Here is a 12,982-nt window from a genome sequence, read left to right on the forward strand (position 1 = left end):
AGGATGAGAGATATTGAGTAAATTAGTGCGGATACTTCAGCAATACGGCCTCCAACCATATCAAGGGGAGAAGCTGAGTTCAAAAACAATCAAAATAAGCACTGGGGACCAATATGTCGTCCTCAAACGATCAAAAAATAAGCACGTGGAAGAGAAGTTTCAAAATGTATATAAGATTGCCAGGGAGCATCAATTGACGAATATTGTTCCTTTATACTTAACACGGCAGAATAGGATGATTGTGAATGGTAAAAGTCACGTATATTATTTAACGCCTTGGCTTAAGGAAAATGTAGATCCAATTCCAACCTATCAAATGGTATTACGTGAGATAGCAATCGTTCATGAAAAAACGAAATTTGAGAAAAAAATAGACTTGTCTCTTGTAGATGAATGGTATAAAAAACAAAAAGAGAAAGTTCGAAAATCCTTTAATCGCTTTGAACGATGGATTGCATCGTTTGAAGCGAAACATTTTATGTCACCAGCAGAGCTACTTATTTGTCACTTATACCCAACATTTCGAAGTGTATGTCAAAATTTAGAGTATTGGTATGATGAATGGGCGACCTATATTGTAGACGATAAATCGGTTAATCTAGCCCTATGTCATGGACAATTAACACCTTCTCATTTACTTCATACTACAAAGGGAGCAGTTCTAATCAATTGGGAAAAATCTTTTTATGGCGAACCAGTACAAGATTTAGCGATCTTTTTTTCAACCACTTGTCAATCTAGTAATGTAAATAGAGATGATCTTTTAGCTGCCTTTGAAGCGTATATACGCCATTACAAACTAAAGAAGAGTGAAATTGCTTCCTTAAGTCTACAAATGCTACACTTGGAACAAATGATGAAGAAGCTAAAGCAATTTGTCTCGAACAAAGAGCTGTTAACAGAAATAGAATGGGTCCGTCTTTTTCAAAGGTATCTATATTACCTTGAACATATGTTATATTTTCAGGAACAATTCAAAACGCAATTAGTAGACGAAGAATCAGATGTTTAAATGACATCGAAATAAAAGCAACAAAACAGCCCTGTTACAATTGCTGTTAGTAGTACATCTAACGTTGTTGGAATAAAGAAGGTACGGATATTTTGATAAATCATAATGGGTAAAGAACACTTTTCTAGCACAAAGATACATTTTCTTAACCATGGTGGTAATCGATAACGATAAAACTTTGCCATGTTTTCTCCTCCTTATGAAAAAAAGATTTTTAGAAGAAGCGCAATCTAAATAAACGGGTTGCGCTTTTTTTTTGTTGTTTGGAGTTTTATTGAAATAAAAGTCTCCGTATTATAACTAGTTAGATACCCAATTAACTTTTTTATTGTATATTATGAAAAGAAAATGGTAAAAGTGTGTAATAACCATTGACTTTTGTATGTAAAAATGCTTAAAATAACAAGTACAATTACATGAAATAATAAATGCAATGAATGGGAAGAGTACAAGGAGAAATCCTTCAGAGAGGGAAACATTAGCTGAAAGTTTCCTAGGTTATTGAATCCTTGGAAGGTCGCCCAGAAGCAGCTTCTTTGAACCGAAGTAGGAGAAGCCGGATAAAGTCCGTTAACCTAATGAAGTGCATAGTATGTTTTTTTTGCTATGAATAAAGGTGGTACCGCGAAATATACCCTTTTCGTCCTTTTTATAGGATGAAAAGGGTTTTTTATTTTTCTTAATAGTAGGAAGAATTTAAAAAATGAGGAGGAAAAGTCATGGAGGAAAAGCAAATTTCCATGCCGCCCAAATACGATCCAACAGAGGTTGAAAAGGGTCGTTATGATTTTTGGCTAAAAGGTAAGTTTTTTGAAGCAAAACAAGATAAATCGAAGGAGCCATTTACAGTTGTTATTCCGCCACCTAACGTTACTGGTAAATTACATTTAGGTCATGCTTGGGATACAACGCTACAAGATATCATTACTCGTTATAAACGAATGCAAGGGTATGATGTGCTATGGCTTCCAGGAATGGACCACGCAGGTATTGCAACACAAGCGAAGGTGGAAGCAAAACTTCGAGAAGATGGGAAAAATCGTTACGATCTAGGTCGTGAGAAGTTTGTGGAAGAAGTTTGGAGATGGAAAGAAGAATATGCGTCATTTATTCGAAAACAATGGGAAAAGGTTGGCTTAGGGCTCGACTATTCTAGGGAGCGTTTTACCCTTGATGAAGGATTATCGGAGGCTGTAAAAAAGGTATTCGTAAGTCTTTACGAAAAAGGTTTAATCTATCGTGGAGAGTATATCATTAATTGGGACCCAGCCACTAAAACTGCTTTATCAGATATTGAGGTTATTTATAAAGAGGTTAAAGGTGCTTTTTATCATATGAAGTATCCTTTAAAAGACGGGTCTGGATCAATAGAAATCGCAACTACTCGACCTGAAACGATGCTAGGAGATACAGCAGTTGCTGTTCACCCTAAAGACGAGCGCTATCAACATCTAATTGGTAAGAAAGTAATATTGCCAATTACAGGACGAGAAATTGAGATTATTGCGGATGATTACGTTGATATGGAATTTGGTTCAGGAGCAGTTAAAATCACCCCTGCCCATGATCCAAATGATTTTGAAATCGGAAATCGCCATAACCTGAAGCGTATTCTTGTAATGAATGAAGACGGTACGATGAATGAAAACACTGGAAAGTATGAAGGATTAGACCGTTTTGAATGCCGTAAGCAAATCGTAAAAGACCTACAAGAGGAAGGCATAATATTTAAAATTGAAGAGCATATTCATTCGGTAGGGCATTCAGAGCGTAGTGATGCAGTTGTCGAGCCATATTTGTCAACACAATGGTTTGTAAAAATGGAACCACTAGCGGAGGCTGCATTAGCAATTCAAAATAAGGATGACAAGGTTAACTTTGTTCCAGAACGCTTTGAAAAAACCTATTTTAATTGGATGGAAAACATTCGAGATTGGTGTATCTCTCGACAATTATGGTGGGGACATCGAATTCCGGCTTGGTATCATAAAGAAACTGGTGAAGTTTATGTAGGAATGGGAGAACCTAATGATGCTGAAAATTGGGAGCAAGATAATGATGTATTAGATACGTGGTTTTCTTCCGCTTTATGGCCATTCTCCACAATGGGTTGGCCAGATGAAGAAAGTGAAGACTTTAAACGTTATTTCCCTACAGATGTATTAGTTACGGGCTATGACATTATTTTCTTCTGGGTAGCGCGAATGGTATTCCAATCTGTAGAATTTACAAATCAACGTCCATTCAAAGATGTATTGATTCATGGCTTGGTAAGAGATGCAGAAGGACGTAAAATGAGTAAATCGTTAGGCAATGGTGTGGACCCTATGGATGTTGTAGATAAATATGGCGCAGATTCCTTACGCTACTTCCTATCTACTGGTTCAGCTCCAGGTCAAGATTTGCGTTTCCAATGGGAAAAAATTGAGTCGACATGGAATTTTGCCAACAAAATTTGGAACGCATCCCGCTTTGTATTAATGAATTTAGACGGTATGACTTACAAGGATGTAGACCTTTCTGGTACCAAGTCTGTTGCAGATCAATGGATACTTACGCAATTAAACGAAACGATTGATCATGTAACACGTAATATTGAAAAATATGAATTTGGTGAAGCCGGAAGATATTTATATAATTTTATTTGGGATGACTTCTGTGATTGGTATATTGAAATGGCGAAAATCCCACTTTATGGGGAAAATGAAGATGCGAAAAAAACAACGAGATCCATTCTTGTGTATGTTCTAGATCAAACCATGCGAATGCTTCATCCATTTATGCCTTTTATTACCGAGGAAATATGGCAGCATATTCCACATGAAGGAGAGTCGATTACGGTTGCTGAATGGCCAACTGTTCAAGCTGCCTATACGAACGAAAAAGCAGCTCATGATATGAAACGATTAGTAGAAATCATTAGAGCTGTTCGTAATATTCGCGCAGAAGTGAACACGCCAATGTCGAAAGCAATTCCAATGATTGTGAAGGCTAGGGATCTAGAAGTGAAATCAGCACTAACAGAGAATCGACATTATTTAGAAAGATTCTGTAATCCAAGTGAGCTAACTATTGATACAGACATTACTACACCTGAAAAAGCGATGAGTGCAGTAATAACTGGTGTTGAACTTTATCTTCCATTAGAAGGCCTAATTAACAAAGAAGAAGAGCTTCAACGCCTACAAAAAGAATGGGATAAATGGAATGCAGAAGTTCAGCTCGTTCAAAAGAAGCTAGCAAACGAGAAATTTGTAAACAACGCACCAGAAGCAATTGTTCAAAAGGAACGAGAAAAAGAACAAGATTATTTAGAGAAACGGTCGAAAGTAGAAGCAAGAATAAAAGAAATGCAAGACTAATGAAACAGAAGCCCTATTTCTTAATAGGGCTTCTGTTCTGTTTATTCGCTTTCCTAAAAATGAAAAAATCCTTTATAATATATAGTAGAATATAACCATAAGTGTTATGGATTATAGAAAAGTAGTGGTGAATAATGTGATTTCTTATCGTCAACTTTTACAAATAGAAAAATCGTTTACAGAGGAATCCTTTCCAGATGAAAGCGGTTTTTTGATTAAAGAAGGGCGAATTCCGTTTTTGGTTTCAGCTCCTCATAGTGTTTCTCAAATTAGAGATGGAAAATGGAAAATCGGCGAACACCGAAGTGGTATCGTTGTAGAAGAGCTTCAAAGATTAACAGGCTGTTATAGTATTTATAAAACGAAAAATAACCAAGAGGATGCTAATTTTGACAAGAAAAGTAGCTATAGAGATGCCATTATTAACTTAGTAAAAAAAGAAAAAATTAACTATTTACTAGATATCCATATCATGTCACCGAATAGACCGTAAATGATTGATATCGGAACAAATAGAGGCAAAAATATAAAAAGTCAATATCGAATAATAGAAAATTTAACACATTCTTTTCAGCAAAACGATATTCAAGATGTCAAGGTTGACTATATTTTTACCGCTGGATATCCATATACCGTATCCTCTTATGTTGCAAAAAAGACAGGAATTATAGCGATACAAATTGAGATAAATTGGAATTTGTTACATACTCCAAATGGAAATATGACTGATTTTTATAAGGTGTGCAATAGTTTAAGACAATTTATTGTGGAACGAATAAAGGAGACTGATTGATTGAAATCTTGTTGGATTATTTATAATGGAAATTTAGTTGGGGAAAAGTTTTTAGATTATGCCAATCTAATGGCAGAGGCAGCCCAAAAGCAACACATTCAGCCGGAAATTATTCCGAATCATGAGCTCATCATGGTTATTGAAAACGGGAAAGCAAAGATTAGAGGAAGCTTTCAAGATAAGCTACCTGATTTTGTCCTTTTTGGTGATAAAGATATTCCTTTAGCAAAGCATTTAGAGAAAATTGGACTCCAAGTATATAACAGCAGTGATTCTATCGAAGTTTGTGATAACAAGATTCGAATGTACCAAAAATTATCTGATGCTGGAATGAAAGTACCTAAGACCATCTTAGGTGCTATGTTATTTGATGGAACAACATATCAAGACTTTCGTGTGTTTGATCAGATTATAGAGGAATTGGGCTTTCCCATGGTGATAAAAGAAGCATTTGGCTCTTTTGGACAACAAGTGTATTTGGTCCACACGAAAGAAGAGATGTTCAAAAAAATTACAGAACTAGGAAGTAAACCTTTCCTTTTTCAAGAATTTATTACTACAAGCTATGGAAAAGATGTACGATTGAATGTTGTTGGGGGAGAAGTTGTTGCATCGATGCTGCGCACTTCGAAACATGATTTCCGAGCCAATGTAACGGCAGGTGGAGAAACATCACCTTACCAACCATCCGAGCAAGAAAAAGCATTGGCTATCCAAGCAGCAAAATTGGTTGGAACGGATTTTGCTGGCGTAGATTTGTTATTTGGTGAAGATGGACCTATCGTATGTGAAGTCAACTCTAATGCCCATATTCGAAGTATTCAAGCATGTACTGGAATTGACATATCACGACATATTATTTCGTATATTTTACAAGACTTGGAAAGGTGTCGCTAAAATGAACGTAAGAGGCTGGGTCGTATACAATAAGCAGGACTATGATAGAAATGAGGCCTTTGTAAATTGGCTGTTACGTGAAGCGGAGCACTTTCCTTTTGATTTACAAGTCGTCATAAAAGACGACGTACAATTCGGAATCAAACACCATCAACTTTCCATCCTGTATCGAAATGCAAATGTACAATTCCCAGATTTTGTAATTATGCGTAATATTGATCCTCTTTTTAGTACACAAATGGAGCAACTAGGTGCTCGAGTATTTAACCGATCCGAGATAGCCGAAATGTGTAACCATAAAGGGAAAACACATCAAGCTATCGCTGCCTTGCAAATACCGATGCTAGATACTATATTCGTAAAACGAAATGAAATTAGCGAAGAAAATATACGGTTTGACTATCCAATCGTTGTAAAAGAAGGGAACGGTAGGGGAGGAAAACAGGTATATTTAATTCAAAATAAGAAGGAGCTTGAAGTCGTCATACAAAAAGTACATACAGAAGACCTTGTTATTCAACCTTTAGCAAAAAATTATGGGAAAGATATTCGTGTATATGTAATCGGAAATGAGATTGTAGCAGCTGTTAAAAGAGAGTCTAAAGACAGCTTTAAATCCAATTATACGTTGGGTGGACAAGCCACCCTCTATTCACTAACGGAGGAAGAAGAGCTGCTCGTTCAAAAAATCATTAACTCCTTTTCCTTTGATTTCGTAGGTATTGATTTCTTACTGGATGAACAGAATCAACTATTATTTAACGAAATAGAAGATGTTGTTGGTAGTCGTATGTTGAGTAATCATTCTAATATTAATATTGTTCAACGTTTTTTCACTCATATTGAAGCCGAAATGGCTTTTCTAATAGAACAGAAATAAGATCATCGAGTTAAGGACTGATGAAATGCTAAAAACATATAATGATCTCGTGACATGGATGAACACACATTTATCTAAGCAAGTAAAGCCTGGATTGGAACGAGTTGAATATTTATTGTCTAAATGGAATAATCCAGAGAAGCAAATAAAAGTGGTTCATATTGCTGGGACGAATGGAAAAGGATCCACCTTACAATTTCTAAAAAACTTACTTATTCATCACGGCAAATCAGTTGGTTCCTTTACATCACCTTTTTTTTACAAATGGAATGAGCAAATCGAATATAATCATACAATAATTTCGGATAATGAAATTTTGCAGCGAATCAATTATTTAGCTCCTATCATAGAGGAAATGGATACATTGCCAATGGGAAGGCCGTCGGAGTTTGAGGTGTTTACGGTTGTTGGCCTACATTATTTTGCTAGTAAAAAAGCCGATTATGTTCTAATGGAAGCGGGTCTTGGGGGGAGATTTGATTCAACCAATGTAGTCGATCCAATCCAGACAATTATTACATCGATCGGCTTGGATCATACGAATATATTAGGAAATACATATGAAGAAATAGCATTTGAGAAAGCTGGCATTATAAAAAAAGGCATTCCACTTGTAACAGCGGTTGACCAACAGGAAGCGCTTTCTGTTATTTACAACATTGCTCAACAATACCATGCACCTATATTTCGTTTAGGAGAAGATTTTTATATTAAAGTTATGGACTATGCGTTTTCCTTTTGGAATGAAACGTTCCACTTCGAAAATATAAAACTACAATTGCTAGGTGAGCATCAAAGAAAGAACGCGGCGCTCGCATTGCAGTGCTTCCTTCTAATAAGTGAACGTGACTATATTCAAGTGATGGAACAAACTGTGATAGATTCCCTATGGGCTACATTATGGAAAGGGCGATTTGAGGTCGTGAAATCGAACCCACTTATCATTATGGATGGAGCGCACAATGAAGAGGGTATCCTGGCAATGATTGCTACGTTAAAGGAATGGTATCCAAATAAGAGAAAACATATCATCTTTTCTGTTATGAAGGATAAAGCGGTTCAACAAATGATACGTCAAATTGATAAGGTATTTGACTCTGTGTGGTTTACGAGCTTTTCAAATCCGCGAGCAGATAGTGAAGAAGTGTTGTATTCACTAAGTAGCCATCCTCATAAAGAAATGGCGGACAATTGGCAAAGTGCATATTCTCATTTACTCAAACAAATAGATGATCAAAATGACATAATCATATTTGCTGGCTCCTTATACTTTATCTCTCAAGTTCGTGAAACGTTATTAAAAAAATAAGATAAATATTTAGCAATCTCCTATTGGTGAAAAATTACAGATATGATAGAATTAATGTAATTATTTGAAAATAGTTAAAATTAACTACTTCATTTTACCCATTCATGTACAAAATACTTTATAATTATTTAATAAGAATTTATGGAAATTGGTTGTTTTGATATAAGTGTTTGAGGACGGACTTAGTAGTCTTCTATAGGAGATGCAATGACATGACGAAACGTAAACAATGGATTGTTTGGCTTGTATGGTTACTAATATGGCCAACAATTATAATCTATCTATTTAATGTATTAGATCCAAGTACAAGCATAGACGGCAAGTGGTTTGATGTTATTTCCTTCGCACTATTAATGTGTATTGTAGCGATATTTCCAATTATCGTAGGGGAGACTCCTATTTTCTTTATACATGGTATTAGTTTTGCTGTATTCTTACATTTTGGATTATTCGTCGAGATTATCCTAACGGAATTAGCTGTTATAACATTATTAATTAAGCTGCGTTTAAGTAAGAGTCAGCTTTATCGAATACCTGTAAATTTAACCTTATTTTTATTAACATCTATTATTGGTGCAGCCATTTTTTATTTAGTTGGCGGAGAAAATGGAGAATTGACTTCCTTTAGTTTAGAGAATTTTGTACCAATTATTTGCTATGCGTTAGGAATTATTATTTCCAACCAAGTATTACTGCATTTATTACAGATGTTTACAACAGGTACTAGAGAAAAGTTCTTTTCTTCTAGTCTATTATGGGATTTAATGACCTCTATTATCACTTTGCCTGTAGGATTCATCTTATATCTTTTATATAGTGATTTAGGTGCAATTGCGATTTATTTTGTTGGTATTCCTTTTATTATGATTTCTGGTATAATTACTAGTTTTTATACAACCAACCAAATCAATCGTTATATGCAGAAAACAAGTAATATTGGTCAAAAATTAACAGGTCATTTAAATGTTAAAGAAGTATTAGACGTTTTTGTAACGGAAATTAGTGATTTATTAAAAGTAGATTATACGTATATATACGATGTTACGAATAGCAACGAAATGTTATCATTAATTCGTTATGTAGATGCGAGCTGTGAAACGAAGATTTCGAATATATTGTTAACGAAAAATGAAGGAATTAGTGGAACTGTGTATGGTAAGGAAGAGGGGATGTTTTTCACAAACCGTCTTAGCTGGTATCGGAAAATAAAAGACCAAACCATACCACAGGATGCAGAGAGTTTAATGTCTGTACCAATTCGTAGAAATGATAAAGTTGTTGGTATTATTACAATTGTTTCAAAAAGGAAACGAGCATATGAAAAATATCATTTCATGTTACTAGATATTTTATCTAACTATTTAGCAGTTGCTATTGAAAATGCACGCCATTATGAAAATACGAAGAAAAAGAGTGAGCGAGATCCATTAACAAAGTTATACAATTTTAGATACTTTGAAGGCTATCTACAAGGATTATTTGAAGACATGAAAGCGAAAGGTGTCTACGAAAATCACTCCTTAATTTTGCTAGATTTGGATCACTTTAAACAGGTTAATGATTTATATGGCCATGAAAGTGGTAATGAAGTATTAAGAGAACTTGCTACAAGACTGAACTCATTAAGTAATGAAAATACGATAGTAGCAAGATATGGCGGAGAAGAGTTTGTGCTCCTGTTAAAAAATCGAACGAAGGATGAAGCGATATTTGAAGCGGAAAGAATTCGTAAAATGATAAGCGATGAGCCATTCTTTTTGCAAAAACATATAATGGAAAGTGAAAATTCCATCGAAATCCAAATTACAGCTAGTATTGGACTTGCAACATTTCCTGACGATTGTGATGAATCTACGGAATTAATTCGACATGCAGATCGAGCTATGTATGTTGGAGCTAAGAGAAAAGGTAGAAACCGAGTAGCTACCTATGAAAAAGCAATTGAAGTATGAGCTTATTGAAAATGAATAGTTATATCTATAGGGAAATCCAAATCAGGCTATATGATTTGGATTTTTTGTTGTTATTATTGGGAGTTAGCCTGCTAGGGGTATCGATAATTGATAGGTGACTAAGAACTCGAAACGGAGCTACGCCACAGATTATATCGAAATAACCGGAAATATTTCGAACAAAAGATTTTTCCCTACGACAAAACTCGTCTACTTTTTTAGTTTATACATGATAAGGTCATATTAAAACTAGCAAAAAAGTGGGGGACATTTCGTGGATAATAAACCAAAACCTATTACTGTTCGTGTAAATCAACAAGTTAAAGAATTTCCTATTAAACATGGCCATAAGGCAGAAGAGGAAATAGCTGCCTCGATAGACAAAAATAATAGGGATTCAAGTGATAAAAGTAAGTTTACTACTACGACTTCTTCTTTTGATGAGAATCCACCGAAAATAAAAGTGTTAGAGAGACCCTACCAATCCAAAAAATCTTTTTTCGCTAGTATTCCAAAGTTTAAGCATCTATTTATTTCAGGTTTTTCTGCAATCCTTGTAGGAATTGTGCTTGGAATAATTATGTTAAATTTATTATCCGGCGTTGATGCCGATGATGAAGCCGAACAAGCTAGTGGAACAGCTAACGTTAAAGAAACGAACACAGAAGGAGATACGAATCCGGTTGGTGGGACAGATGGCGAAAAGGAGAATCCAACAAATTTAATTCCAGTTGAATTTGATGGTATTACAGCACAAGTTGTTCAAGTAGGTCTTTATTCATCTTTAGAAAGTGCGGAAAATGGAAACGCTCCTTTTGTGGAGGCAAATATAGATCCCGTTATTTGGGAAAAAGATAATCAATTTTTTGTATTTATAGGTCTAGGCTTTACAAAAGAACAAGCAGACCAAATTGAAACTTCCATAAAAGATACAATAGCAGAGGCAGATGGAGCATTTGATAAAACGTGGATTGTCAAGCCAGCTAAGAAAGAAACGACAGAAGCAGAAGGGAAATGGATTAAAGAGGGAATGACGCTTTGGCAAGAAGCAGTTACTGGTTATCGTGAACAATCGACAATCTCTAGTGATACAAATGAGAAATTGACGAGCTGGTTAAGTGAGGGACCTAAAGAGTTAACAGAATCTGGGGAGGCGTTTAAAAGCCAATATAAAGCCTTTATAGATACCATATCAAATTCCGAAGCATCTGTTTGGGATAGGGAAGCACAATTTATAACAGTGTTAAAAGCATATGAAACTTATCTATTAAATTAAAGAACAGTTAAGAGCTGTTCTTTTTTATTGCTTTTAATAGGCTAAATAAGCTTAATTATAAAATAGATATTACATTATTTAGAAACCCAAATGGGATAAAAAGAATTTTTTATCATTTGATTATGAAAGCAGCTTTCCTTATTATAAATGTACGGTTAAGAAACAGGAGGAGTTTTTATGAAAAAGCAACTTATTTTAGCTTCATCTTCACCACGTAGACAAGAATTATTAAAACAAGCTCAAATTCCTTTTCAGTTACGAAAGCAAGAAGTGGATGAATCGATTGTTCCTTTAGCTGAGCCGGTGGAAACGGTAACTAAGCTCGCGAAATTAAAAGGAGAAAGTATGAGCATACGAGCCAATAATGAGGTTATTTTAACAGCCGATACGGTTGTGGCATTTCAAAACAACATTTTTGGGAAACCAAGAGATGAAGAAGAAGCATATCGAATGATTTCTGCTCTTAGTGGAAATAGACATGATGTTTATACAGGTGTTATGATTCGCTCTTTGGAAAATGCCATCCTTTTTACTGTTAAGACAGAAGTAGAATTTTGGAACCTATCAGAAAACGAAATACGAACCTATGTTCACACAAGGGAACCTTATGATAAGGCAGGTGCATATGGCATTCAAGGAATAGGTGCATTATTAGTAAAATCTATTAATGGAGACTATTTCAATGTAGTAGGTTTACCTCTCTCGAAAACCGTTAGAGAACTTCGAAACTTCGGAATTTATCCAGTTTGATGTATGGAAAAGGAATCCTGTTTCTTAAACAAGACAACAGAAGGAGGTAGTTTGTGGAAAGGCTAAATGTCAAAATTAAAGATGTTCCTAAAAATGAAAGGCCAAGAGAAAGGTTGCTTCAACATGGTGCTAGCTCTATTTCCAATCAGGAGCTATTAGCGATTATTTTAGGTAGTGGTTCGAAAAATGAATCTGTCATGTCTCTTTCTCAACGACTACTAATACATTTTGAAGGATTACCTTTATTAAAAGATGCAACGGTGGAGGAACTCACCGCAATAAAAGGAATTGGACAAGCAAAAGCCGTGCATCTTATTGCGTGTTTGGAATTAGGAAAAAGAATTCATGCGTATAAGCCTACTGAGCGATACGTGATTAGAAGTCCTGAAGATGGTGCTGACTTTGTTATGGAAGAGTTAAGACATCTAAAGCAAGAACACTTTGTTGCACTCTTTTTAAACACAAAAAATCAAGTAATCCATCAGCAAACCATTTTTATTGGAAGTCTAAATGCTTCTATTGTCCACCCTCGTGAAATATTCCGTGAAGCTGTAAAAAGATCTGCAGCATCCCTCATTTGTGTCCATAATCATCCATCTGGTGTGCGCCTGCAATGTGCATAGTATTTAGCGATTGAATAATCTAGAACTCCTTACAATGTTCTATGGTCAGCATCTTACCTGAAGAGGAAACTCAGATAGGGACAAAAGCATGATGTGAAAAGGAGAAAGACGACAAAGCTATCTAGTCG

At 35.3% G+C, this 12,982-nt stretch carries 12 protein-coding genes and 1 other annotated feature; of the genes, 11 read left to right on the forward strand and 1 reads right to left on the reverse strand.

Features of this window, described 5'->3' with window-relative positions:
- Positions 1-13 precede the first annotated feature (13 nt).
- A complete protein-coding gene (locus C1A05_RS03820) occupies positions 14-1,012 on the forward strand; it encodes a phosphotransferase (RefSeq protein WP_102026869.1) in 999 nt (332 codons plus the stop codon).
- Here C1A05_RS03820 and C1A05_RS03825 read toward each other — a convergent pair.
- Positions 1,009-1,197 carry a hypothetical protein gene (locus C1A05_RS03825; RefSeq protein ID WP_102026870.1) on the reverse strand — a complete coding sequence of 63 codons (189 nt, stop codon included), beginning with the start codon at positions 1,195-1,197 and terminating at the stop codon, positions 1,009-1,011. The two genes, C1A05_RS03820 and C1A05_RS03825, sit on opposite strands and share 4 nt — an antisense overlap.
- 239 nt (positions 1,198-1,436) lie before the next feature.
- Positions 1,437-1,663, forward strand: a binding site (T-box leader).
- A gap of 68 nt (positions 1,664-1,731) precedes the next feature.
- Here C1A05_RS03825 and C1A05_RS03830 point away from each other — a divergent pair.
- From C1A05_RS03830 to radC, 10 genes are all read left to right on the forward strand, one after another.
- Positions 1,732-4,374 (forward strand): valine--tRNA ligase, encoded by a 2,643-nt coding sequence (locus C1A05_RS03830; protein WP_102026871.1) that lies wholly within the window; start codon positions 1,732-1,734, stop codon positions 4,372-4,374.
- A gap of 136 nt (positions 4,375-4,510) precedes the next feature.
- Entirely contained in the window at positions 4,511-4,867 is a 357-nt protein-coding gene (locus tag C1A05_RS03835) for a hypothetical protein (protein ID WP_102026872.1), read from the forward strand.
- On the forward strand, positions 4,868-5,167 hold the full coding sequence (locus C1A05_RS03840; protein ID WP_102026873.1) for a hypothetical protein: 300 nt from the start codon (positions 4,868-4,870) through the stop codon (positions 5,165-5,167).
- Complete coding sequence (locus C1A05_RS03845; RefSeq protein ID WP_234998323.1) at positions 5,168-6,064, forward strand: ATP-grasp domain-containing protein; 897 nt, start codon at positions 5,168-5,170, stop codon at positions 6,062-6,064.
- 1 nt (position 6,065) lies between these two features.
- The gene (locus C1A05_RS03850) at positions 6,066-6,944 is read left to right on the forward strand and encodes an ATP-grasp domain-containing protein (RefSeq protein ID WP_159461989.1); all 879 of its coding nucleotides are present in this window, start codon (positions 6,066-6,068) and stop codon (positions 6,942-6,944) included.
- Positions 6,945-6,969: 25 nt separating this feature from the next.
- The gene (locus tag C1A05_RS03855; protein WP_102026875.1) at positions 6,970-8,253 is read left to right on the forward strand and encodes a bifunctional folylpolyglutamate synthase/dihydrofolate synthase; all 1,284 of its coding nucleotides are present in this window, start codon (positions 6,970-6,972) and stop codon (positions 8,251-8,253) included.
- Positions 8,254-8,465: 212 nt separating this feature from the next.
- The gene (locus tag C1A05_RS03860; RefSeq protein WP_102026876.1) at positions 8,466-10,205 is read left to right on the forward strand and encodes a sensor domain-containing diguanylate cyclase; all 1,740 of its coding nucleotides are present in this window, start codon (positions 8,466-8,468) and stop codon (positions 10,203-10,205) included.
- 274 nt (positions 10,206-10,479) lie between these two features.
- Complete coding sequence (locus C1A05_RS03865) at positions 10,480-11,481, forward strand: hypothetical protein (RefSeq protein ID WP_102026877.1); 1,002 nt, start codon at positions 10,480-10,482, stop codon at positions 11,479-11,481.
- A 177-nt stretch (positions 11,482-11,658) separates the two neighbouring features.
- Positions 11,659-12,231 (forward strand): Maf family protein, encoded by a 573-nt coding sequence (locus C1A05_RS03870; RefSeq protein ID WP_102026878.1) that lies wholly within the window; start codon positions 11,659-11,661, stop codon positions 12,229-12,231.
- 53 nt (positions 12,232-12,284) lie between these two features.
- Positions 12,285-12,854: a RadC family protein gene (gene radC, locus C1A05_RS03875; RefSeq protein WP_102026879.1), complete on the forward strand. Its 570-nt coding sequence runs from the start codon at positions 12,285-12,287 to the stop codon at positions 12,852-12,854.
- The last annotated feature ends 128 nt before the right edge of the window (positions 12,855-12,982 follow it).

This window comes from Salirhabdus sp. Marseille-P4669 (assembly GCF_900240405.1).
In the GTDB taxonomy this organism is placed as follows: domain Bacteria; phylum Bacillota; class Bacilli; order Bacillales; family Alkalibacillaceae; genus OEQK01.